The 23,594-nt window shown below is 42.5% G+C and carries 18 protein-coding genes and 3 pseudogenes; 11 read left to right on the forward strand and 10 right to left on the reverse strand.

Annotated elements, in window-relative coordinates; all coding sequences use genetic code 11:
* Window positions 1–413: 413 nt before the first annotated feature.
* The 5 genes and pseudogenes from lptB to NSTCB13_RS15185 all read right to left on the reverse strand — a co-directional run bounded on the left by lptB (window position 414) and on the right by NSTCB13_RS15185 (window position 4,165).
* Window positions 414–1,142 (reverse strand): LPS export ABC transporter ATP-binding protein, encoded by a 729-nt coding sequence (gene lptB / locus NSTCB13_RS15165; RefSeq protein WP_445627854.1) that lies wholly within the window; start codon window positions 1,140–1,142, stop codon window positions 414–416.
* Between the two features lie 30 nt (window positions 1,143–1,172).
* A complete protein-coding gene (locus NSTCB13_RS15170; RefSeq protein WP_448272851.1) occupies window positions 1,173–1,670 on the reverse strand; it encodes an LptA/OstA family protein in 498 nt (165 codons plus the stop codon).
* Between the two features lie 348 nt (window positions 1,671–2,018).
* Window positions 2,019–2,411: a DUF309 domain-containing protein gene (locus NSTCB13_RS15175; protein WP_448272853.1), complete on the reverse strand. Its 393-nt coding sequence runs from the start codon at window positions 2,409–2,411 to the stop codon at window positions 2,019–2,021.
* Window positions 2,408–2,773 (reverse strand): ferredoxin thioredoxin reductase catalytic beta subunit, encoded by a 366-nt coding sequence (locus NSTCB13_RS15180; RefSeq protein ID WP_099100573.1) that lies wholly within the window; start codon window positions 2,771–2,773, stop codon window positions 2,408–2,410. Before NSTCB13_RS15180 ends, NSTCB13_RS15175 begins: the two co-directional genes overlap by 4 nt.
* A 206-nt stretch (window positions 2,774–2,979) precedes the next feature.
* Window positions 2,980–4,165: pseudogene (locus NSTCB13_RS15185) on the reverse strand (DUF58 domain-containing protein).
* 210 nt (window positions 4,166–4,375) lie between these two features.
* Here NSTCB13_RS15185 and bchM point away from each other — a divergent pair.
* Window positions 4,376–5,062, forward strand: coding sequence for a magnesium protoporphyrin IX methyltransferase (gene bchM / locus NSTCB13_RS15190; protein ID WP_322710586.1), 687 nt, complete (start codon window positions 4,376–4,378; stop codon window positions 5,060–5,062).
* A 400-nt stretch (window positions 5,063–5,462) separates the two neighbouring features.
* Here the strand turns inward: bchM and NSTCB13_RS15195 are convergent, their stop codons facing one another.
* Window positions 5,463–6,884: a WGR domain-containing protein gene (locus NSTCB13_RS15195; RefSeq protein ID WP_448273214.1), complete on the reverse strand. Its 1,422-nt coding sequence runs from the start codon at window positions 6,882–6,884 to the stop codon at window positions 5,463–5,465.
* 404 nt (window positions 6,885–7,288) lie between these two features.
* Between NSTCB13_RS15195 and NSTCB13_RS15200 the strand changes: the two genes are divergently transcribed.
* The 8 genes and pseudogenes from NSTCB13_RS15200 to NSTCB13_RS15235 all read left to right on the forward strand — a co-directional run bounded on the left by NSTCB13_RS15200 (window position 7,289) and on the right by NSTCB13_RS15235 (window position 15,277).
* On the forward strand, window positions 7,289–7,711 hold the full coding sequence (locus NSTCB13_RS15200; RefSeq protein WP_445627850.1) for a hypothetical protein: 423 nt from the start codon (window positions 7,289–7,291) through the stop codon (window positions 7,709–7,711).
* A gap of 584 nt (window positions 7,712–8,295) precedes the next feature.
* Complete coding sequence (locus tag NSTCB13_RS15205) at window positions 8,296–9,657, forward strand: APC family permease (RefSeq protein WP_448272855.1); 1,362 nt, start codon at window positions 8,296–8,298, stop codon at window positions 9,655–9,657.
* A 264-nt stretch (window positions 9,658–9,921) separates the two neighbouring features.
* Window positions 9,922–10,584, forward strand: a complete 663-nt coding sequence (locus NSTCB13_RS15210) for a class I SAM-dependent methyltransferase (RefSeq protein ID WP_448265376.1) — start codon at window positions 9,922–9,924, stop codon at window positions 10,582–10,584.
* Between the two features lie 404 nt (window positions 10,585–10,988).
* Window positions 10,989–11,258 (forward strand): annotated as a pseudogene (locus tag NSTCB13_RS15215) (SDR family oxidoreductase); the annotation flags it as partial.
* Window positions 11,259–11,868: 610 nt separating this feature from the next.
* Window positions 11,869–13,272: a glycoside hydrolase 100 family protein gene (locus NSTCB13_RS15220; protein ID WP_448272856.1), complete on the forward strand. Its 1,404-nt coding sequence runs from the start codon at window positions 11,869–11,871 to the stop codon at window positions 13,270–13,272.
* A gap of 474 nt (window positions 13,273–13,746) precedes the next feature.
* Window positions 13,747–14,049, forward strand: coding sequence for a hypothetical protein (locus NSTCB13_RS15225; RefSeq protein ID WP_448265378.1), 303 nt, complete (start codon window positions 13,747–13,749; stop codon window positions 14,047–14,049).
* Window positions 14,050–14,152: 103 nt separating this feature from the next.
* Window positions 14,153–14,620, forward strand: coding sequence for a hypothetical protein (locus tag NSTCB13_RS15230; RefSeq protein ID WP_445627845.1), 468 nt, complete (start codon window positions 14,153–14,155; stop codon window positions 14,618–14,620).
* Window positions 14,621–14,632: 12 nt separating this feature from the next.
* Window positions 14,633–15,277 carry a DUF938 domain-containing protein gene (locus tag NSTCB13_RS15235; protein WP_448265380.1) on the forward strand — a complete coding sequence of 215 codons (645 nt, stop codon included), beginning with the start codon at window positions 14,633–14,635 and terminating at the stop codon, window positions 15,275–15,277.
* Between the two features lie 175 nt (window positions 15,278–15,452).
* On the opposite strand, the pseudogene NSTCB13_RS15240 reads toward NSTCB13_RS15235, so the two are convergent.
* Window positions 15,453–17,709, reverse strand: a pseudogene (locus NSTCB13_RS15240) (glycoside hydrolase family 10 protein).
* A 205-nt stretch (window positions 17,710–17,914) separates the two neighbouring features.
* Between NSTCB13_RS15240 and NSTCB13_RS15245 the strand changes: the two are divergent.
* Window positions 17,915–18,376 (forward strand): DUF3592 domain-containing protein, encoded by a 462-nt coding sequence (locus NSTCB13_RS15245; RefSeq protein ID WP_448272857.1) that lies wholly within the window; start codon window positions 17,915–17,917, stop codon window positions 18,374–18,376.
* A 6-nt stretch (window positions 18,377–18,382) separates the two neighbouring features.
* Here the strand turns inward: NSTCB13_RS15245 and NSTCB13_RS15250 are convergent, their stop codons facing one another.
* Window positions 18,383–18,655: a Precorrin-3B methylase gene (locus NSTCB13_RS15250; RefSeq protein WP_099102095.1), complete on the reverse strand. Its 273-nt coding sequence runs from the start codon at window positions 18,653–18,655 to the stop codon at window positions 18,383–18,385.
* 408 nt (window positions 18,656–19,063) lie between these two features.
* On the opposite strand from NSTCB13_RS15250, the gene NSTCB13_RS15255 reads away from it, so the two are divergent.
* The gene (locus NSTCB13_RS15255) at window positions 19,064–20,590 is read left to right on the forward strand and encodes a glycosyltransferase (protein WP_448272859.1); all 1,527 of its coding nucleotides are present in this window, start codon (window positions 19,064–19,066) and stop codon (window positions 20,588–20,590) included.
* Between the two features lie 302 nt (window positions 20,591–20,892).
* Here NSTCB13_RS15255 and NSTCB13_RS15260 read toward each other — a convergent pair whose 3' ends face one another.
* Together NSTCB13_RS15260 and NSTCB13_RS15265 are read right to left on the reverse strand one after the other, a co-directional pair.
* Window positions 20,893–21,993, reverse strand: a complete 1,101-nt coding sequence (locus NSTCB13_RS15260) for an alpha/beta fold hydrolase (RefSeq protein WP_448272861.1) — start codon at window positions 21,991–21,993, stop codon at window positions 20,893–20,895.
* 182 nt (window positions 21,994–22,175) lie between these two features.
* A complete protein-coding gene (locus NSTCB13_RS15265) occupies window positions 22,176–23,459 on the reverse strand; it encodes an MFS transporter (protein WP_448272862.1) in 1,284 nt (427 codons plus the stop codon).
* Window positions 23,460–23,594: the final 135 nt, after the last annotated feature.

A 23,594-nucleotide genomic window follows, 5' to 3' on the forward strand; every position in this document is an offset into this window, starting at 1 on the left:
TGATATCATAAGCAACTTGAAAATTTAGATATTAGCAACCCTGGCAAAGCAAAGTATACAGCAGCAGACAGGAGGCAGGAGGCAGAAGAAAAATAGCCTTTATATAGGAATCCGGTTTGATTTCTGAAAAAAATCCGTACACTTATAATCCTCTTCTTCACTATTGCCTATTGCCTATTGCCTGTTCCCTGCCTCTACGAGTAATTTCAAAAATCAAATACTAGTCCTATATCTGGTCTTGAAGTTTAGGCTCTCTACCTCACTTAATTGCAAACTACTGTATCTAATTTATTCAGTATCAAAGTTTAATTCTCAATAGCACAGAAAGCAGAACTAAAATGAATTCATAAATTCATGCTGAAGAATCAAAAATCAAAATATCTTTTAAAATTATTAACTAAATAATTGTTAATTTAGACTTGAAAATTATCCCCCAAATAATATTGCCGCACGAGAGGATTGCTGTAGAGTTCGTCAGCAGCGCCAAAAGCGAGAATTTGTCCCTCACGCATGATGTAGGCGCGATCGGTGATGGCTAAGGTTTCACGGACATTATGATCTGTAATTAAGATTCCCATGCCGCGATCGCGCAGTTGTGCGACGATTTGCTGAATTTCTGAGACTGCGATCGGATCGACTCCGGCAAATGGTTCATCCAAAAGTAAAAATTTTGGCCCTTCTTGTCCAGCAGCTAAAGACCTTGCTAATTCCGTCCGCCGTCGCTCACCACCAGAAAGTTGAATTCCTTTACTCCTAGCTAATTTTTCCAACCGAAACTCCCGCAGTAAAGTTCTGAGTCGCCTTGCCCACTCCCATCGTGGCACATGAGTTTGTTCTAGCACTAACAGAATATTATCCTCTACCGAGAGTTGGCGAAAAACACTTGCTTCTTGTGCTAGATAACCAATACCCAGTTTTGCCCTTTGATGCATTGGCATTCCCGTCACGTCTACATTACCCAGCCAAACTTTTCCTTGATTGGGTTTTTCTAAACCTGTCGCAATGTAAAAAGTCGTCGTTTTACCAGCCCCATTGGGGCCTAGTAAACCAACGATTTCCCCCTGAGCAACAGAAAGATTGACACGATTGACAATTACTCGCTTGCCGTAAGATTTGTGAATATTCTCTAAAACAATTTTCACGCTGGAAGCACCCTTTCTTGGTGGTAAATGCTAATTAGAAGGCTTCAAAGGTGGTGTTTTTGGGGCAGGTGTCGCAGTTTGTCCATTATTATCTGATTCCTGCACCATGTAGATGGACTCTACCTGACGGTTGGATTGGGGTAAAGCAACAAATCGCCCTTCATCAATTAAATAGGTTACTTTTTCTGCTCGGATACTGTTACCGCCCTGTTGCAAAATATAGACATTGCCACTGAAATCAATTCGGCGTTCTTTACTAAAATACTGTGCTTGGGCAGCTGTTGCCTGAAGTTGGCGAGCCGGATACAACATTTGCACATTCCCGCGAGCGGTGATTACTTGATTTTTCGCGTCATATTCTTGTACATCAGCGCGGATAGTCAGGGGGCGATTTGCCTGAGATGTTTGTGCAGTAGCGGTTTGCACTTGGGTAGGGAAGGCAAAAGCGCCCAAAAATATAGCTGGTAGCATTAAAGCTAATCCAAAGCGACGTATCTGGGATAAGGGCAATTGATAGCAGAGCATCATAGCAATTGGGGATTTAGGATTTCATTGCATTCTAATTATCTCAAGTACTTTATCCAGATTATGAAATATACAATCTGGAGTGATTTCTGATAACTATTGGCTGAAATAGTGACGCTACCCTCAACCTCAAGGTTTCAGGTAATTGACATCTGAATGAAAATGACGTAGGCACAATACCCTGCCTTAAGCCGCTTTACGCTATATGAATTGTGCCTACTAGTCTGTCAATAAATAATTGATGGATAGATTCACTGTAGAGACGGCGATTTATCGCGTCTCTCTAACCGTTAAATGAATTTGACAAACCACTACCAGGAATTTCGGGCAACGCATAATTTCACCAGATGTCTAATCAGTCGTTAGCACAATTTTAGGCAAAGATAAGACTTGATTTTCGCCCAGATTGCCAGCAGCAATCAAGTCTTGCCCTATTTGTTGTAATGTCGTCAACAAAACTGCGCTCTGACTCAATAGCTCATCTACGTCAACGCCGCTGTAACTAGATGGGTAACGGCGTAGGCGATTGCTGCCTTCTCCCAATAGAATTACAGCACCTCGCCAGTTCCGATTTTCCAAATGATACAGTGCCACAGCAATTTGGAGAATGCCTTGATAAAAGCTTTTTTCCGGTTCGCTAGCTTCAATCCACAAAGCCTCTAAAGTGTCATGACAAGCGTAGAACTGTCCAGAATTGAACTGTTCTACGCCTTGCCAAAACTCTTGGGGGATGATTTCGCTCATCCCATGCTGTCTCGTACTTCTTTGATTGTTTCCAGAGAGATTTCTTGTTTGTCTCCAGCAAACTCGTTGTCAGGGGTGAGGAATAACATACAATGGCACTCTTTGCGTTCTCTCATTGGCACACAAGGACAGTTCCAATATGTGGCGTGAATTTCAGCTTCTTTATCTTCGTAATGGCGACAAGGACATAAAGGCGCACCCAAGTCGTCTTTATGTTTGGCTAATCCTTCAATCACAACTGCGGTGACAGAAGGTTCAGAACAGAAGTATGTTCCAGTACGCTTGGCGTATTGTTCGGAAAAATGCCGCATTGCCTCTAGGCTTTTATCGCTGGATTTTGTGTTATGTTCTGATGCGATCATGTCGTTCATAATTTAAATATTTCTTTGCATTGTACCTCAGCCTTACTAAGGGATTACTGGGTGTATTTCCCCAACCTTTTCCCCTCAAATTGTTTTACATTTGCTCAAAGGCTGATATATCTGCTGTCCTGGGATCGGAGAAAATCTCAGAAATCGCAGAAGTTGAACTTGTCAGCAGTCTTTGAAATTATAAAATTTGAATTGATTTATGAATGTAATGTTTTTTGTAGCTGGGGTTGCAGTGGGCGATCGCTTTGCAAAACTATACCAGGGTGTTCCCAATTAATTACCTCTTGTTCTGCTGGTGAGGAAATATTTGGCCATAAAACCCAGCGACTACCTTGAGGAAGAGTAGCAAGGCTTAGGGGGTTTTGAGTCAGCCAAATCAAAGGATAGCTTTTAGGAACAACTGAACTGGCATCTTCTAAGGCTCTGGTTGCTGCTAAGGTTTCTAGAACAAAGCGTAGACCTTCGGGCTTGCCGTAGGCATCGCCTTTGATTAAATTTGTTGATGCTGTCCACAGTTGCACTTGTAATTCTTGTTGCTGTGCATAAAAGTACAACGATGCTGCGGCAATTACTGCTTGTTCAAAGTTTTCTTCTTCCCAATTGCTAGCACTATCGAGGGCAATCACTATTTCTTGTCCACCTGTTACCATTTCTAACTCCCGCACCCTTAATTCGCCATAACGAGCGCTAGTTCGCCAGTGAATCAAGCGAGTGGGATCTCCTAGACGGTAGGGGACGGAGCGATCGCACTAGCCCCGTTGTCGCTGTTTGCAAGGGTTTACCACGAGGATCGCCCCTTTTGCTCTCTTCTTGTCCCATTTCATCTACTAGGGGGCAGGTAGCCAAGGGTAACACTGTGGGATAAACGATCGCTGTGGCACCACAATCACGCTGACGGCGACACCAAAACAATCCCAAAGGCGCACCAGAAGCAAGTTCAACTGTGTGCCAGCGATAAACACCCCGACATACAGTCGGGTGGTAATATACCCAACGGTAACTACCTTGGCGAGGAATTGTTTCGATTGCCTTTTGTACTGGTTTCCCTAAGACGAAGGGCAGTATATCTTCAACTTGCAATAAACTTACAGGCTGCTGTGTTTGATTGCAGATTTCTAATTCCACCGTCAGCTCGTCGCCTGCTGATACTGGTTGGATGGGACGGCGGGTGATGGATAGATTTGTGAGCGAGCGCGGCGGTAAAATGGCTGCTACACCCAAAAGAGCAAAACTAATGCCGCTAATGGCGTAAAGCCAACCAGCCATCGTATTGATACCTGCGCCAAAAAAACAAATAGCCGTTGCAGCTAGTACCCAACCGCCGTATGCAGGGGCACAAGCGCGGGTTTCTAACCAATTGGTGATCGGTTTAATAATTTTCATGTTTCTTTTTTAGCCCAACACCACCCCAAATTCACAGGGTCTTAGAATATGCCAAAAAAACCATAATAGTAATATTTATTAAGCGTCAAGCAATTTGAAGCTTGCTGGATTCAGGGGGCAACTATCATCTGGAAAAATCTGGAAGACCGCTCTTATGGGTTCCTATCAATGATAATTTTAAGCATTGGGAACCCCTAAAAATCGAAGTTTATGAATGCAGCCGACGACAAAACGATTGTTCGCGAGTATTTCAATTCCACAGGGTTTGACCGTTGGAAGCGAATCTACGGCGATGGCGAAGTCAACAACGTCCAATTAGACATCCGCAATGGACACCAGCAAACTGTGGATACAGTTCTCGGTTGGCTGAAGGCTGATAACAATTTACCAGAGCTATCAATCTGTGATGCTGGGTGTGGTGTCGGTAGTCTCAGCATTCCCCTGGCTGTAGATGGTGCTAAAGTCTATGCCACCGATATTTCGGAAAAAATGGTAGAAGAAGGCAGAGATAGAGCAAAGCAAACTTTGGGAAATAACGAAAATCCGACTTTTGCCGTGCAGGATTTAGAATCGTTGAGTGGTAGCTACCATACCGTTATTTGCTTAGATGTTCTCATCCATTACCCTCAAGAAAAAGCCGATGAGATGATATCTCACCTCTGTTCTTTGGCACAGTCGCGGATAATTCTCAGTTTTGCGCCGAAGACCTGCGCCCTGAGTATACTCAAGAAAATTGGCAGTTTCTTTCCTGGGCCAAGTAAAGCCACTCGTGCTTATTTACATCGTGAGGCTGATGTGGTGAAAATCTTAGAAAGCAATGGCTTTTCTTTGCAACGACGGGCAATGACGAAAACTCGCTTCTATTTTTCTCGCTTACTGGAAGCTACACGCAATTAAGGTTAAAATCGCAGCAAAGGTTTATTATACCTTTGCTGCGATTTGACAATCTCAAAGATAATTTTGTAATTGAGCATGGGGCGTTGTGCTATTTTTCATTCTTAGTTTCAATTTGCTCAAGGGCGATCGCAGTCTTTACGGTTTAATCTGGGACTGAATGCTTTAGTGTCGGCGCTTTTTGAGATTGCGATCGTCTCAAATATCGAGGGTTTTAGCGCTGAAGCTCAGGCTTTATCTAGTAGTCTGCCAACCCAAAAATCTGAGGTGGAGATTGGATAAAGGTTAAAGGGAATTCATGGTAAGAGATTTAAACCCTTTCCCCCTTCCCCCTTCCCCTTATCCCCTTCTTGGGGCCCCACCTTCCCCTTAAAAGAGCCAAGTTGCCTTGGCGTACCACTAGTTAAACTAATTTTTGAATATCACCATAAGCACGGTAGAATCCGCCACTGGCTGATTCACGTATTTCTTGAACAAGGTAACGCGCACCTTCAATACGAATATCTTTGGGAAACTGCACTTTCCAGTTGTGGTTGTAACCCTCAGAAACAACACGAACTCTCAATTTACTTCCTTCTCGAAAGCATTCAACAATAACCCCAGAGCTTGTATTTGTAGTAGTTTCTAGAACAGATGAGGGTGCTGCTCCTTCACCTAATGGTGCTTTAATTACTACAGCTTCGGGAACTGTGCCTGTTTGAGCAGAGCCAATCGCAGTTTCACTAGCATCAATGCAAGCCAAATAACCATCTGTTGTAACAATATAAATATGGTTGTTGAAAAACTGCATAGATAAAGCCGAGCCACACCCTGTAGAAAGCTTCCAAAGACGATTTCCTAGTCCATCAAAGCAGTAAATGGAAGAACTATTGTCTCCGGCGAATACATACTTGCCGTTAAGTGCGGTAGCACAAGAGTAAACTGACGCATCACATTTGAAAACGGGGCCAACTTCCCCATTTTTATTAAAGCAGTAAACTTTATGGTCGCTTGTTCCGGCATAGACTGTTGATGCCTCTTGCCAACCAAACAGTACGCTGCCTTGAGTTTTTTGATGCCATAACATCCTACCTTCAAGGCGATCGTACATAGTCACGCCTTTGCTATGACCGTGATAAATCCCTGATTGGTCACAACGTACCATCCAGCCGGAATCACCTTGACTTAGACGAGTCCACTGTGATTCATCATCATGATCGATTGTCGTTACGCCACCATTAGCATCAGAGACGGCTAACAATCCATCTTTGATATCTAACCAAAAAATATCTACATTTTCATCAATTTTATAGCTTAGACGCGGTAGCTTGCCGGTCAGGTCGTAAACATTGCCGTCATCGCAACCAGCATAAATCCAAATATCATCGGCAACTAAACATTTAACGCCATCAGGAAGCTTAAACCGATTGATCGCTTGACCTTGATGATTCAAAGCAAAAACTTGACCTGCTTGATTTCCAACCCAGCAACGTTTGGCATCAATGAAAATTCCAAAAGCAGCTGAAGATGAAGCAAACTTCCAAATAATCGGAGCTTGTTTTGCGGTGGAAATAGTGCTGCTGACTTGGCGGCGTGTCACAGGACGCTTTTGGCGAACACCCATAACAGCTACCTCGTAACCTTTTTTGAGCTTTTCTTTAATTTTTTTACTAGCCTCTGCTTTCGCTTTCTCAAAAGTTGGATAAGCTTTTGTTTGAGTTTGCCCACAGTCGCCAATACGACCGTAACGTATAGTTAATTGGTTATCTTGAACTATCACTTCATAAAACTTGTGAGAGCTTCCACTAGCTTCGGAAAGCTCTAAATATGTCTTTTCTTCTGGGATAACTTCTCTCATCAAATCAATACCAATGTTTAAATATACAGACAAGTTTGGGATATGCAAATTAGCTACAGAATTAGACTTTGCCCCAATCTATTGTGGGAAGTATCTTGAGCTTTTAGCAGTGATCTAGATCGCGAGTTAATAATTTTTTTAAGTTATTTATAATACCAAAATTTTAGTATAATTACAGACACTACTTAGTTAACAAGGTTTTTGAAAGTCGGATTGGTACGCTACACAAGCTAAGTCTATTGTCATGACGAAAGAGTATCTGTTTCAATTGGCTCTATAGATAGAGAAATATCCTGAGCAAAGCTGGTATATTTACAAATTTTAGTAGTAACATTTTTTGAATAGAATTAAGGGATTAACCTGGTATTTTTCTAAGCCTTGGCAGTATAAATATGGAATTTTTTAACAGGATTCCTTTAATGCCTTTAATATTCCTCTTATTGGCTTACATTCTTCTGGGATGGTATCTTGCTGCTAATCATATTATTTGGTTAGTAGGAGCTTTTGTTGTTGCTATGGTTATAGCTGTAGCCAGAAAAAGTTTTTCTTGGTTAGAGCGTTTAGTCGAGTTTGGCTCGAAAACTTTAGTTGTTATCTTGTTTTTAAGTATATCAATTGCTTTAGTAGCAACTTGGTCGATATTATTAAGGCTCTTTATGATACCCTTAGCCACTACGCTTTTAGCTGATTTAGAAATGCGCTTTTCTGGCTACAATAAACTAGATTCATTTTGGATTATAACTGTCCTAGCTGTATTGGGTTTGGTAGTAGGTGAAATAATAGACATTTTACTTTTTCCCAGTAGCAGATACTAAAAAATTAGGGATAAGAAGCCGATATATTATTTATTAATTAACAACGCACATATGTGCATCCATACTTAAGCGAAACTATGGAGCGATCGCTGTCTTGAGTACAGCAGGGCGTAAATAAAGTATCAATTTTCAATCAATGAAACTTGTGCGGTATAAAAATTACGTATAGCAGTACCAGCTTTTTAATCAAACAAAGCACGATTACCCCTTATCAGTCAATCATTCTTTAGATGGGTATAAATCTCACTAGTGGAAGACGTTTTACCAATTCAGATTTTTTACCCTATTTGCAAAATGATGTTGTCTAGCAAGAGAATTTAGAGCGATGCCTACGGCGGCAAGCTACGCAGGGAGGTTAATCTGAATATTACCAGATGAATATAACTTGCAATATGCTGTATCACTGGTGACTGTCACTTTCTCGTCACATTTATTGTTAACCATAGAAGTACAGCTAAAACAGTGATTTAAGGTCTTATTGAATCGTGAGTTCCCAAATCTGGAGTACATAGATGATTCCTCTGTTGAACAAAGACTGTAAAACAAAGCCAAAAGTCCCAACTCAACACTAATAAGGAAATAATGTGAGTAGACGTAAAAACTACAATTTGCTCGATCAAACAACATCAACTGAACTAGCAACACCCAAACCATCCCTGACATTATTAGACGCAGTGGCTCTAATTGTCGGTATTGTCATCGGAGCGGGGATTTTTGAAACTCCGGCTCTAGTAGCCAGTCAAGCAGGTAGCGATATTGCTGTACTGCTTTTTTGGCTAATGGGTGGTGTAGTGTCTCTAGTAGGAGCGCTATGCTATGCAGAATTGGCCACTGTCTATCCTGACGTTGGTGGTGCCTACTATTATTTGAAACGTGCATTCGGGCAAAGAGTCGCCTTTTTATTTGCGTGGGCGCGGATGACAGTGATTCAAACTGGTTCCATTGCTCTTTTGGCATTTGTTTTTGGTGATTATATTTCTCAGATATGGCGGCTAGGCACGTTTTCGTCTTCTATATATGCAGCCATAGCGATCGCATTTTTAACTGCTTTGAACATTGTCGGTTTGCAACAGGGTAAGTGGACACAAAACTTGCTGAGTGCTGCGAAAGTTCTAGGTTTGTTGCTGGTAGTCATTATTGGGCTTACCGCCATTCCTAATTCTGCCACTCCTGTAGAATCTGCATCATCAGGAACCTGGGGACTAGCGATGGTGTTTGTGTTGCTATCTTATGGTGGTTGGAATGAGGCGGCTTACATCTGTGCAGAAATTCAAGATGGACGACGTAATATCGTGCGATCGCTAATGTGGAGTATTGGGATCATTACAACCATTTATCTGCTAATCAATCTGGCTTACCTACGGGGACTGGGATTAGCAAACATGGCACAGTCAGAAGCAGTAGCCGCAGATTTAATGCGCTCTCTTTGGGGCGCACCGGGAGCTTTGTTTATCAGTGTGCTGATTGCGATCGCGACTTTGGGAGCAACCAACGCCACAATCTTTACTGGAGCGCGTACCAATTACGCACTGGGACAGGATTTTTCGCTATTTGGTTTTATGGGACGCTGGCAACAACGTCCGAGCAGTCCTACCTATGCCTTATTCTTGCAAGCAGCGATCGCCTTAGCACTGGTTTTTTTAGGCACGCTCACCCGCAAAGGCTTTGAAACAATGGTGGATTACACTGCCCCGATTTTTTGGTTTTTCTTTTTGCTTTCCGGCGTATCACTGCTGGTATTGCGCATCCGCGAACCCCACATAGTTCGCCCTTTTCGTGTGCCATTTTATCCTTTCACTCCATTACTGTTTTGCGCCGTCTGCGCTTACTTGCTGTACTCCAGCTTGGTTTATACAGGTGTAGGAGCGATCGCAGGTGTTTTAGTCGTGGCAGCAGGTATTCCTCTGTTGTTCTGGAATAACTACCGTCAACGTAGGGGGACGTGAGGGCAGGGGAAGCAGGGGAGGCAGGGGAGCAGGGAGATGTGGTTCGACTGCGCTCACCAACCGGGAGATGAGGGAGATAGAGGGACAAGGAGGGTAAACAAAACTCCTAACTCTTGTACAGACGCGATTAATCGCGTCTCTACTTTTAACTCCTAACTCCGCACGGGCTAAACGCCCCGTTGACGCTAACAGCACTCCTAACGCCCTGTTTGGCCAATGCCTCCATACCCAATATTCAATAACTATTAACAAAGGAGAAAATTCATGGACTTCAAAAAAATTCTGTTTTTACTGGTTACAAGCGTTAGTATTACCAGTTTAGGAATTGCTGGGTGTACGCCGCAACAACAAGATTTGGAAGCCGGAACACAACAGCCTTCTACTTTAACAGGTCAGACCGAAACCGAAACACCAGCGGCGACAACTCCCACAACTCAAGTCCAAGAACGTCCTGGAGATGTTCCTTATGTACCTACACCACAGCCAGTGGTAGATGCAATGTTACAAGTGGCAAAAGTGGGTAAAAATGATGTGCTTTACGATCTTGGTAGTGGTGATGGCAGAATTGTCAATACTGCGGCACAAAAATTTGGTACGCGCGGCATCGGTATAGATATTGACCCCGATCGCATCAAAGAAGCTAATGCTAATGCCCAAAAAGCAGGAGTAAGCGATCGCGTCAAGTTTGTCCAACAAGATTTGTTTAACACTGATTTGAGTCAAGCAACAGTAGTTACACTTTATTTACTGCCAGAGATCAACGCCAAACTCCGTCCCAAGCTGTTGAAAGAACTTAAACCTGGGACTCGCATTGTTTCCCACGCCTTCGATATGGGCGATTGGAAACCAGACCAGACTCTTAATGTAGAGGGCAAAACTGTTTACTATTGGGTAGTCCCTGAACAAGTGCCAGCGAATTTGCGATAGAGATTAATAGCAATTCGTAATTAAAAGGTGTCAGATTCAAGTTAATACCAATTTGAAAAAAGAATACGACAAATAGACCATTTGTAGAGACGCGATTCATCGCGTCTTTACCCAAGTACGTATTGCAATCATTAATTGAATTGGTATAATTTTCCATCTCTTGAATCTGTAGCCTCATTTTTGAGAATTGTTTTCAGAAATTCAAAATTATCAAATACCCATTTTTTAACTTTAAATTACCTCCAATAGGGGTTGACATTAACAGCTTTAAATAACCAAAGAATAATCTAAAATCCAAAATTGTTTGACTGAGTGCAAATTTGAGTAAAGGCAGCTTAGGCAAGAAATATGATAGGCTTAAAAGGAAAGAATGTTTTAATTACAGGTGGAACATCAGCTATAGTCCATCCCACAAAGTTATCACAGCAGACTTTGACCGAGTAATTGCAGTCAATCTCCGGGGTGCTTATCTCTGCGTCCGTGAAACTATTAAATACCTCCTGTCTGTTAATCATCGGGGAGCGATCGTTTATATTTCTAGCGTTCACGAAATTATTGGGCGACCGATGTATATCAGTTATTCCATTAGCAAAGGCAGCATGGAAAACCTCACCAAAACTTTAGCTTTGGAATATGCAAGCCAAGGTATTCGTGTCAACGCCCTTCGGGCAGGGAAAAGGTTAAAGGGGAAAGGGAAAAGGGAACCCCATAACTAAAGTTAGGGGCTTGAAGTAAGGACGTAGCATTTCTCGTACTACGTATCTCGAAATACATCTTTACATATGCTCCATGTTTAAAAACAACGTGAGTTCGACGAGTGCTATTTTGACCTCTCCCCCACCCCCTCTTTCTGGGGCAGGTTTTTTTGATTAGACAAATTTTTGGGATTTTAAAACCAAAACCATTGTCTGAGAACTTAAAACTACGTTCAATAATTGAGAACATTCTCAACTATTTATCGAAAGCCTAAAAGCCTGCCCTTGAAAGCCCCACCCCCTCTCCTACGAGGAGAGGGGAGCAAAAACTTTTCTTTTCTCGTTACTCCTCCCTCACCTAAAAGGTGAGGGAGGCTGTCCGGGAGAGGTCTGTCTAACTCCTAAGAAAACGCAGTTTTCTTTCGCCCTTCCCGTAGGCGCGCCTTCGTTGGAGACTCACGTTAAAAACAGGGGCTTGTATCCTTTCCCCTGCCCCTTTCCCCTTTCCCCCTTCTTGGTCAGCTTGAGGTTAAGCTGGCGTACTTTCCACAATTAAGCCGATACATACCATTAGTGGAATTCAACGCCTATGACTAGCGCGATCGATAAGAACAGTCAGATGGAAGCAGAAGCCTGGAAATTATTGGAAAATTCTGTAATTTATTACCAAGGAAAACCGATTGGTACTGTAGCCGCCCACGATCCGGAGTCAGATGCACTCAATTATGACCAGTGCTTCCTCCGCGATTTTGTCCCTTCTGCCTTGGTGTTTCTCATGCATGGCAAAGCAGAGATTGTGCGTAACTTCTTAGTAGAAACACTGAAATTACAAAGTCATGAAAAGCAGATGGACTGCTTTGAACCGGGAGCAGGATTAATGCCTGCCAGTTTCAAGGTTCATTCTAAAGGGAATGAGGAATTTTTGGTCGCTGATTTTGGAGAGCAAGCGATCGCTCGTGTTCCCCCAGTTGATTCTTGTATGTGGTGGATTCTTCTGCTACGAGCTTATGAAAAAGCTACAGGTGATTTAACTCTAGCGCGTCAGCCAAATTTTCAAGCCGGAATCAAACTAATTTTGGATCTTTGCTTAGTACATCGGTTTTCCATGTACCCAACAATGTTAGTTCCCGATGGCGCGTTTATGATTGACCGTCGCATGGGAGTTTACGAACATCCTTTAGAAATTCAGGTGTTATTCTACGCGTCTTTGAGAGCTGCTAATGAACTGCTTTTACCAGATGGGGATGGCGATAGCTACCTTAGCAAAGTCAATAGGCGATTGGGATCTTTGAAATATCATATCCGCAACTATTATTGGCTAGACCTAAAGCGATTGGGGGAAATCTATCGTTACAAAGATAACGAATTTGGTAAAGAAATTGTTAATAAATTCAACATCAACTCAGAATCAATTCCGAATTGGTTGACCGAGTGGTTGCCCGAAACTGGAGGATATTTAGCGGGAAATCTGGGGCCGGGACGGATAGATTTTCGCTTTTTTGCTCTGGGAAATCTGATGGCAATTTTAACTTCCTTAGCAAGCGAAAAAGAATTTCAAAGCATTATGAATTTATTCGCCCAACGTTGGCAAGACTTAATCGGCTATATGCCTGTTAAAATTTGCTTTCCCGCAATGGAAGGTTTAGAGTGGAGAATTGTTACAGGATGTGACTCTAAAAACAGGGCTTGGTCTTATCACAACGGCGGTAACTGGCCGGTTTTACTGTGGTTATTTACCGCTGCGGCATTGAAAGCCGGTCGCACAGAACTTGCTCAAGCAGCGATCGCTATTGCCGAAAAGCGTTTATTTAGAGATAAATTCCCGGAATACTACGATGGCAACAATGGTCGTTTAATTGGCAAAGAAGCCCGAATTTATCAAACTTGGAGCATTGCCGGATTGCTAGCTGCTAAAAAGCTTGTGGAAAATCCAGAGTACTTGGAATTAATCAGTTTTGCAGAGGGTCTTGAAGGCCCAGGCTGTAGCCTGTAGGTAGATTGTAGAGACGGCGATTCATCGCGTCTCTTACCTGAACCGAACAGTATTGGGTAATCAATACCTGGCAAAGTTTGACTCCAAAAATGATTTAGTGGTGTAATTATACAGGGTGTTTCTACTAACTAGTACAACTTGGTGTAAATCCAGCTACCATCTCAATTCGGCAGACAATAGGCAGACAAGTTATTTTGAGCAACTGGTTAAAGGTAGACAAACTTTCGACTGTACTAGGTATACTGACGTAAGTTATCAAATAGTATTTTTGTACCATAAAAATATTAAAAGGTGACAGCGATCGCACAGTCTACTCCATCAGGGAGTACGCCAAGGAATGACCCTGCCTCTGAATACCCTTCTCAAATACCCGATAACTGATACACTAAGTTATAAGAGGTATCTGAAGTGTCATACTTAGTAATATCAACAGATAGTCTTTGCAGAATTAGCACGTTTTAACGTGTATTAACCATGAAAACTACTTCAGATTTAATTCTAGAATTTGAAAAACTATTCAGACAAAAATTACAACTAAATAATTGTAAACTTAGAAAGAAAAGACAAGAGAATAATTATGAAATTATTACTCCAGCTAAAGATATTTTTTTGATGTATTGGTCTGAGTTCCCGGAAGTTAACTTAATATATCAGGCTGTAGGGGTACGCACTCAGCAGACTAGTGTTTATGAACGAGCTATCCGTTCTCACATTAGTTTTAGTTTGAGTAGTATTCAAGAGAATGCTCACTCTGAATCACCATTATTGGTGCAATAGCCGAAACTCAGATAACACAGACAATATTTACTAAGCTCTCGCCAGTTTTGTTATATAACTGACGAGAGTTGATCCCCGAAAATGCGTCGATCGAGAGATAAAAATGCAATCCGAAAAAAATCAAGATCGGCTAGATTATAAAACCTTGTTAGTTAATGCAAAGCAAGCCTTAAAAGTTGAATACCAAAAATCAGCTGCTTTAGCATCCCAACTGAAAGCCATCAAAACTCAGTTAGAAGAAGTTCTGGCTGAAAACAAAACTCTGCGAGAAAGTGCCTATGAAGATGTAGTTAAGCACTTTGAGGCACGTACTCAAGCAGCAGAAGCACTGGCACTAAAAACAGAAGTACGCCAAAAATTCCTGGAAGCCAATGGTTGTAAGGATGATGAGAGCTTCGATGCTCTATGGGATATTATTAAAAATAAGATTCAGATTCAAGACAATGAAGTGAGAATCGTTGCTCAAAATGGCACTCCTAAGTTCACCTTAACAGGCAGCATGATGACTTTGAGAGATTTTATGCAATCCCTCAAACAAGATCCAATCTCTAGAAAATTTTTTTTGAGCTAGAGAGCCAAATTCATGAAAGCTTCTGAAGACGCACGAAAATACGCACCAGCAACCGAGCGTAACCGCGAACCAATTCTAGAAGTACTTTTACAAGTGTTGCCAAAGAGCGGCACTATTTTAGAAATAGCAAGTGGTACTGGTGAACACGCAGTCTTTTTTGCATCCAGGCTCAAAGATTATCTGTGGCTCCCAACCGATATAAATCCACAATCAAGAGCCAGCATTATTTCATGGACTGAACACAATGTATGTGATAACGTTTATGCACCGCTTGAACTAGATGTAAAAGAACCAGTTTGGGGTGTGGAAAATAGTGGATTTGATTGGCTAAATCTAAAGCCAATTGTCGCCATCGTCAACATCAATATGATTCACATTTCACCTTGGTCAGCCTGTCTGGGGTTAATGGCAGGGGCAGGTCGTATCCTAAAAGCAGGAGGTATTCTCTATTTATATGGACCCTTTAAACAAGGTGGAGAACATACAGCTGCGAGTAATGCAGCTTTTGACGAATATTTACGCACTCAAAACCCAGAGTGGGGTGTGCGTAACTTGGATGATGTCATAGCAGTAGCTAGGGCACAAAATCTGATATTGCAACAGATTTACCAAATGCCAGCTAATAATCTTTCAGTAGTATTTCAACGTTCTACTTAGTGATTGGCTTTTACTGTGCTAAAAGCCAATACGCTTAGGTTAACAGGTTATTGGTGTAAATAATTGGTCTTTCAAGACGCGATAAATCGCGTCTCTACATCTGGGTTTCGGTAATGTTTGTGTAAATCCTGGGTTAATTGAACGCTATCTGAGTAAGCAAGTCTTTACTTTCTTCTCACCGCCGACTACGAAAACCCTGTTTACCATTAACTTGGTCAAAGAGTACATCGTATTTATCAAACAAGGCAATTCCAGGATTTACAAATATAGCCAGTTCTGATTGTGGCGAGATACTCAAATTCCAGCGATTAAATCCGTCACGGGTTCCTGGTGTCAAACTGTAATCAAAAATGCCATTAATTCCTACTTTTACAGCATTTGCTGACCCTAATACTCCGGGTTTGAGTTTACCTGCTGTCGAAGCTGACTTGAATTCAGTTAAACCATTAATAGTTCCAGTATCAGCGATCGCTCTGCTATTACACAAATTTTTCGCAGAACTCCCAGCAACAGTTAAACAAACTTTATTCAGTCGAGAGTCCCATCTTTTACCGGGTACACCATTAATTTCGGGTTGTTGACTCCAAGAAGCCATTTTGAAACCTGCTTGATTTTCGGCAGTTAAACCGAGAATTAGGCTGCCATTATTATTACTACCACCATTGCCAACGACAATAAATCCGTTACTCAGATTGCCTGATAATTTTCTCAACGGGTTATAGGGAAGTGATTTTTCAAAATAGTTAACACCGATAATTCCCGAAAATGGTACACCACTGTTTGCTGAACACTTAGGTTTGTCGGCGCTACATTGGCGACTACTAACAATCTGTACGGGAACAGGTTCGGCGGTGGGAATCAAACCAAACCGGACATTCGCATAAACTAATTCTCCTTCCAGGATAGTACCATCACTTAATACTTCCTTGATATTTTGACCTGTTCTTTGGATCGGAGAATTACCTAAAAACTCTTTGGGAACTCTTAGCCCTGCTGACCCTGTATCTAATAAAATACGTTTTGGTTGACCATTTGCGATCGCAACTTCCAAAAAATAACCGCGAACACGTTGCCCAAGGGAAGGTTTTGGATATAAAGGTAAGCTTATGGTGTTAAAAGTTGGCTGGCGGGGTGTATTTTGCGAGATATCGCGCAACGCTGAATTTGGGAAAAGAGCCGCAAATGCCGACTGGCGTTGCTCTGCTGGTTCAGGAGCAATATCCCAAAGGCTTTCGTAGTAGAAAAAGCCGATACCTAAACCGCGTTGTTGCACTGCTTCTACCTGGGATTGGATTTGTGGGATAGCAACTGGGCGATTTCGTAAACCCGCCATAATACCGATACCAGTTGGAATAATTTGTTGGGTTTCTAAAATTTCTGGACGGGTAATTTGAGCGATAAAACTTTCCACATCATTACGGTACACCTGCATCACTAACTCATCGACAATACCAAACCGTACCCAGTTGAGCCAGTCTTGCAGTTGCATTTTATATGCAAAATTATAGTAATTAGGAGCAACTGAAAAAATAGCATTCGGTTTTTTGGCTTTCACGGTTTGGTAGAGGGTCTATCATAAAGGCAGTAATTTTATCTGCCCGCCATTTTATCCATGCTTGGGCTTGGGGATTGGGTGGAGGAGGATTGCCAGTTTCTTGAGTATATAGACTTATCGTGTATTTATCGTAACCAAAATCCACAGGTAAACTCGTATGGTCGTCAAATTGAACGCCATCAGCATCGTATTTAGCGATAACTTCTATGACAAGTTCCCTGATAAAATTTTGCACTTCCGGGTGAAAAGGATTCAACCAAGCTACTTCACCCGCAGCACTAATTGAAGTTTGAGTCCCATCCCCTTTTTGTGTTAGCCAATCTGGATGCTGCGATGCAAGTTCCGAAGTTAGAGGAACCATAAAACCAAATTCAAACCAGGGTATTGCTAGTAACCCTTGTCTGCGCGCTTGAGTAATAATGTCTGCAATTACATCTTGTCCATCTATTCCCTTGAAGAAAAAGGGTATCCCCTCTTTCTGCATGATGGCGCTGGGGTATTGTGTATAACCATCATTCCAGACTACGGGATAAACAGTATTAAAGTTTAACTGCCGCAGTTGGCTCATGGCTGCTTGCACCTGCGAACGATTTCTAAAAACGCTAAAATCGTTACCACTTAGCCACACTCCCCGAATTTCCTGACGAGGTTGAGGAGGTAGTTGGGCAACAGCAGGGGCAAAGCTGTTTAGTAGCAATACTAGAAAGAATGATATCAGACATAATAATGGCAGCAGACGCTTTTTCAAAATCCACGGCGATGTCTGTTGACTCGCTTTGCTTAGACCTAGTAATATTCGTCTGTGTACAGGCTTAAATAGTAAGTTAGTTAGAGTTGCATTAATTTCTCTACTTTTTTCCCAAAACTGAGTTGTCATTACTTTTGCTTACTAAATGAGGTTAATTGGTTATATTTAATACCATATAAACGTTAAATTACTACATCAGAAAACTGATGCAGTAATTTAGCTACAAGATATTTGACGCAGTTATAAGGTTAGTGGTGCCAAATAGAAATGTTTCAAATGTAAGCTGTAATCGAGATGCTGTGATGAAATTTATTGTTGTGCCATCGTCAAACCCATGAATTTCCAACCTCACCAGAACACTTTTGATGACAAACTAAGCGCAAGTATTGGGCTGGTGATTGGATTGCTGTTTATTGGAGGCGGTTTTTGGGTACGTAACATCATTGCGCACGAAGGTGCAACGCTAAACGAAACACGCGGTACGGTGGTAGACAGCATCAGTCGTCGCGATCGCAGCAGTACGAATAACAATGAGCAAAAAGAAACCTATGCGCCAGTTATCGAGTTTCTAGCCAACGGTAAACGCACTCGCTTTACAGGCAATTATGAGTCCTACCGCTCCAGCAACGGCCAGATAGTGGTGATACGTTACAATCCTAAAGAACCGATAAGTACTGCACGCGTAGTGAATCCGCTGGAAGGTTTAGTACCTTGGGGAATGTTTGGTATCGGTGGATTAGCTGTGGTTTTTAGCGTAGGCGCATTGTTGCCTATACGCTGGTCTTCAGGTGGGTAATCTAAATTAGATATGTTTTGATTTTCGTGCTGACTTTGGCGGTGTTCGGTGTGCGCCAAAATATTTCTCACTCCGGTAACGCAACCACACCCGCAACACTTGCGGAATCTGGTCTTTTTGTTCTTTAGTCAGAGTATTATAAAGGGCTAAGGCGCGATCGCGTTCGCCCCGACAAGCAGCATTGTTGTGAGCATCCCAATAGCTGCGGGCTACTCGAATCCGCCGACAGACTTCTTTAATCAGCGCGTCTCCCGTAAGCGGAGTATCTTGCTTGGTCATACTCAAATGCAGTAAATTTCTAATCCTATCCTAGCGAGTCAGATTTATCTTGACATTTCAAATTCCAAGCTAGCTGATGTCAGCTTTTCATAACGCATCCGGTAGATTAAGTAATTTTCCCTTGTATTTTCTAAGAGCAGCGCAGCCGACGGCGTACCACTTGCTACTCACTTCCTGCCTTGTTTCTTGAAAGTTACCATGCTATTTATGTCATCGGGTATATATGCGCCAGCCGCAGTAGCGATTAACTTAAACATTAGGATAAATGCGTGAATTGGCTATTTATCTACAGCTTCACTGCTTGCGTTTTTCAGCCTTGGGAGTTTTTAACAAGCTCACTAAGCTATTATGCTGCCGTCTTCAAGCAAAAATCTCTGGTAGAAATTAACCTGTATTAGGAAGTGGGCTATGCATATTGGATTTCTCAATCCTCAAGGCAATTTTGATTCAGGCAATAGTCACATCACGAAACACCCAGATTTTGGGGGTCAGCTAATTTACGTTAGGCAAGTCGCTATAGCCATAGCTCAAATGGGTCATAAAGTTGATATTATCACCCGTCAAATTATTGACCCGGAGTGGCCAGAGTTTGCCGAAGCGATTGACACTTATCAAGGGATCGATAATGTTCGCATTATCCGCTTACCAGCTGGGCCAAAAGAATTTCTCTCTAAAGAGTTGTTATGGCCTCATCTTGTCGCTGATTGGGTACCCAACATCTTGAAATTTTATCAACAGGAAGGTAGCTTACCCGATGCTATGACTGCTCACTACGCTGATGGAGGACTTTGTGGCGCTCTAATTGAAGAGGAGACAGGCATACCTTTTACCTTTACTGCTCATTCTCTCGGCGCTCAAAAGATTGACAAATTAGAAGTCACTCCAGAAAATCTCACAGAAATAGACGAGCAATTCTATTTCAGATATCGCATTTTAGCCGAACGCCTGAGCATGAATCGCTCGGCGGTTAATATTACCAGCACACGACAAGAACGTTTTGAACAGTATTCTCATCGAGTCTATAGTGGTGCAGTGGATGTAGACGACGACAACCGCTTTGCAGTGATTCCACCAGGAGCAGATTTCTCGATTTTTGGGGCAAAAGCGCGTTTCGAAAACGAGGAGGCTACTTATGAGTTCATTCAGGAACGATTGGCACGGGACATTGCAGAAGACCGTCGAGATTTGCCCGTCATCTTAGCATCCAGTCGATTAGAACTGAAAAAAAACATATTGGGGCTAGTGCAAGCTTTCGCAATCAGTCCAACACTTCAAGAACGAGCTAACTTGGTGATAATTACAGGGGCGCTGGACAATCCTTTACGAGAAGAGGCTAGCGACGAAATCACTGAAGAAGTATTAGCCCCGATTCGGGAAGCGGTCAAAGAAAACGACTTGTGGGGCAAAATCAGTGCATTTGGCTTGTTACATCAATCTCAAGAGTCACTGGCAGCAACCTATAGATTTATGGTTAAACGCCGCTCAGTATTTGCGCTGACTGCACTCTACGAACCCTTTGGGCTTGCTCCCTTAGAAGCAGCAGTCGCAGGTTTACCAGTGGTAGCAACCAAGAACGGTGGCCCTAGCGAGAGCTTGCAACAGGGAGATAAGGAATATGGGGTACTCGTCGATCCGGAAGATCCTGCTGATATTGCACGAGGCTTGGAGCGGTTGCTATGTGATGCTCAAGAGTGGGAGTATTTTGCCCAAGCTGGTCAGCAACGGGTGCTGAAGAAGTACACTTGGGAATCTACTGGCGAAAATTACCTGTCTTTGCTTGAGCAAATTCTGTCTTCACCGAAAAGCCCTCGCGCTGAACTCCTTCCTATCCATCCCTACTTCCGCAATCCAGAATCGCAGACCGATGTTTCTTTGGAAGAATTGAGCGAACTCTACTTTGGATCTAATCAAAAGGTACTAAGCAATGTGGATTAAATAAAGTGCAAAACTGGGGTCAAAGCAGAAGTTTTTGCAGGGAAAGCAGAAGTTGCTACAGACTGCGCGAAACACCGAAACGTCTTGGCGGAAGTTGCTACAGATTGCGCAAAACACCGAAACGTTAAGGCAGAAGTTCTTGCAGGGAAGACGGAAGTTGCTACAGACTGCGCAAAACACCGAAACGTTAAGGCAGAAGTTCTTGCAGGGAAGACGGAAGTTGCTACAGACTGCGCGAAACACCGAAACGTCAACCCTGGAGCAATATTTTTTGATGGATGCTAAATGTGGGATTTAGGCAGCTATGAGCAGCCAGCGCAAAATCTGCTGACTGCTTCAGAAAATTGCTGGTTTTGTTCCATCAATGCCATGTGTCCACCTGGTTTTAGGGTGACTCTTTCAGAGTAAGGTAATTCTGCCTTCATGCGATCGCTGGCCACAGGTTTTGTCGCTATATCTGAAGCCCCACACATTACCAACACAGGAACGTTAATAGTTGCAAGTGTGTCTGTTTCGTCGAACTTCAACATTCCCAGTGTGCCACGAGCCAGAACACCAGGCGAACCCAATGCTGATAATAAACCTGCAAAACTTAGTTGACCGCGTGTTTCAGTACCCGTAAATCCAGATAGTTCGACGGTGATATACAGCGAACCATTCAAATAGGAGAGCCAAGTCATCAACCAAAAAATCGGCCACAGCACGATAGTCAGGTACAACACAGGTTCGATTAGCGGTTTCTGTAATTTACGTACCAGATTGCTAAAGATACAAGTTTTTACCGGATTAGTGTAAGTAGTATCTACAAGAATTAAGCCAGCCACTCGGCTCCCTAATTGCTCTGGAAACAGGCGACAGAATGTCAGGTTAATCATGCCGCCCATGCTGTGTCCCACCAAGATAACAGGTTTATCCCCTGCTATGGCAATAACAGCTTCCAAGTCACGGGCATATTTTTCTATAGAATGATCGTTGTTTTTCGGTTTAGCGGATTTTCCTAACCCTGGTAGATCCCAAACAATGACTCGGAAGCGATCGCTTAGTTGTCGTTTGGCATAATACCATACAGTACTGTTTGGTCCCCAACCGTGTGACAAGATAATTGGTTGACCATCTTCAGGGCCAAAAAACTCTACCTGCAACACACTCCCATCTGGGCGTGACAAGCGCTGCACGGTTTTGCTACGCATAAACTTGGGTTCCTCGGCTCCAGGACGGCGCAGCAGTGGCAAATTGATAAAACGACCGCCAAAAGTCCACAGAACCATTACTAGTCCAGCCACCAAGTAGGGCGTTCCTACAAGTTCTCGTTCATACCACTCATATAGAATGTAGATTCCCCCGCCAAGCACCCCAACCGACAGCAGTTGAAATAGCCATACAAGTAGAAAATTATGAGGCATGAATATCATGAGCCTAAACCTTGCAATGCTTTGTTAACTGCTTTTAGGTTCATACCATAGTTAGAATCATCCAACTTTCACTCCCAAGAGTGATTTACAGCAGTTTTTATTTGCATGAAGTACAAAGTTACGGATTTTGAGGCAGAAGGTAGGAGGGATTACGAATTAAGATCGAATGTTTACTACTCAGGCAAAACATTAACTGAATTGTTACTAAAATTTTCTTCAACATAGCGTGGATTGCTTACTCCTACGTGCAAAAGCAGTGCTGTAGCTAATGCACCGATAGCTGCTACCAAGAAGGTAGTTCTATAGTCAATATTCTCCACTATCCATCCCCCTAGTAGGGGAGCAAGGATGGTGGCAGGAGCAATAAGGGTATTACCCAGACCAATATAGGCTGGTCGTTGATGTTGGTTGCCAAACTCTAAGGTCATTACCGCAGCAATATTTTGCAGAGCCATCATACCTATTCCTTCTCCTATAAATACCAAGTAAAACCAGTTTGCATTGGGTGCTAAACAAGCAAAAATCGAACTGAATGCACAAGCGACACAACCAATTTGTAAAATTAACTTGCAACCTGTGCGATCGCCTAACCAACCCAAAACTAACCCAGCAATAGTTTGTGTAACCATCAATAGAGTCGTAATCAACCCAATAGACGCTTCTTCCATCCCATAGTGATGTACGGCATAGAGTGTATAAAAGGGAAGCGGCATCAGTGCTAACTGTGAGATCATACGTGCGATCGCAAAGCAGCGGAAATTCTCATCGCGCCGGAGAATCACAATCAGACTGCCCCAAAATTCACTTCTACTTTCAAAGGCTGATGGTGCGATACTTACTGGCTCTCGCGTCCTAGACATAAAAAACCAAGATAGAGCCATTGCCAAACTGGCACACAAAAAACACAGAGCAAAGTTAAATGGTTGAGCAATTTCCTTAAGCAGTAAACCAGCGATCGCAGCACCACAAACACTCATCAAATTACCAGATGCTGCTAAAGTACCGTAAAAAATACCAAGCTTTCTGGAGGGAACAATTTTAGCAATCATGCTTTGCCAAGCAGTGGCGCTAAATCCACCGCCTAGCCCTTGCCAAATGAGTATGGCAAATGTCAACAGTAAGATAGTTTGGTGATTGAGTTCTAGTTGTAATAAAGCCACCAGTGCTAATCCCAAAAAAGGAAGCTTATGATGAATTGTCAACGACATTACAGTTGGTTTGTAACACTGTAGGCTAGCTACTTTACTAACTGTTAATAGCTGAGGTAATTGCCAGCCTAAGCGTGGAATAGCTGGAATCAGACCGATAAGCAATGCAGAATCGGTAAGAGTACTAACAAATAGTGGAATAATCGTGAAAAATGAAGCAAAACCACTTCCAAAACCAAAAAATCCACTTTCAATAACATTGACAGTAAAGTTATGGCGAAGGTCTTTCTGAATTTCCGAATTAAGCATTTTTATAGATATTGCCAGTTTGGTGATTTATTCCCTTTTAGGGAAACTCAGGCTGCATTTTGAACAGGTTTATCTGTTTTTTGTAGATACTTAGAAATTACCTAAGTACCTACAAAAATCTGAGTTCCATAAATT

Source organism: Nostoc sp. DSM 114160 (assembly GCF_053470305.1).

Bases quoted from the DNA above. Each gene is read 5' to 3' on its own strand.
- NSTCB13_RS15170 (WP_448272851.1), bottom strand. From the start codon at position 1,670: ATGATGCTCTGCTATCAATTGCCCTTATCCCAGATACGTCGCTTTGGA.
- NSTCB13_RS15175 (WP_448272853.1), bottom strand. From the start codon at position 2,411: ATGAGCGAAATCATCCCCCAAGAGTTTTGGCAAGGCGTAGAACAGTTC.
- NSTCB13_RS15180 (WP_099100573.1), bottom strand. From the start codon at position 2,773: ATGATCGCATCAGAACATAACACAAAATCCAGCGATAAAAGCCTAGAG.
- bchM (WP_322710586.1), top strand. From the start codon at position 4,376: ATGAATGCAGCCGACGACAAAACGATTGTTCGCGAGTATTTCAATTCC.
- NSTCB13_RS15200 (WP_445627850.1), top strand. From the start codon at position 7,289: ATGGAATTTTTTAACAGGATTCCTTTAATGCCTTTAATATTCCTCTTA.
- NSTCB13_RS15210 (WP_448265376.1), top strand. From the start codon at position 9,922: ATGGACTTCAAAAAAATTCTGTTTTTACTGGTTACAAGCGTTAGTATT.
- NSTCB13_RS15220 (WP_448272856.1), top strand. From the start codon at position 11,869: ATGACTAGCGCGATCGATAAGAACAGTCAGATGGAAGCAGAAGCCTGG.
- NSTCB13_RS15225 (WP_448265378.1), top strand. From the start codon at position 13,747: ATGAAAACTACTTCAGATTTAATTCTAGAATTTGAAAAACTATTCAGA.
- NSTCB13_RS15230 (WP_445627845.1), top strand. From the start codon at position 14,153: ATGCAATCCGAAAAAAATCAAGATCGGCTAGATTATAAAACCTTGTTA.
- NSTCB13_RS15235 (WP_448265380.1), top strand. From the start codon at position 14,633: ATGAAAGCTTCTGAAGACGCACGAAAATACGCACCAGCAACCGAGCGT.
- NSTCB13_RS15245 (WP_448272857.1), top strand. From the start codon at position 17,915: ATGAATTTCCAACCTCACCAGAACACTTTTGATGACAAACTAAGCGCA.
- NSTCB13_RS15250 (WP_099102095.1), bottom strand. From the start codon at position 18,655: ATGACCAAGCAAGATACTCCGCTTACGGGAGACGCGCTGATTAAAGAA.
- NSTCB13_RS15255 (WP_448272859.1), top strand. From the start codon at position 19,064: ATGCATATTGGATTTCTCAATCCTCAAGGCAATTTTGATTCAGGCAAT.
- NSTCB13_RS15260 (WP_448272861.1), bottom strand. From the start codon at position 21,993: ATGCCTCATAATTTTCTACTTGTATGGCTATTTCAACTGCTGTCGGTT.
- NSTCB13_RS15265 (WP_448272862.1), bottom strand. From the start codon at position 23,459: ATGCTTAATTCGGAAATTCAGAAAGACCTTCGCCATAACTTTACTGTC.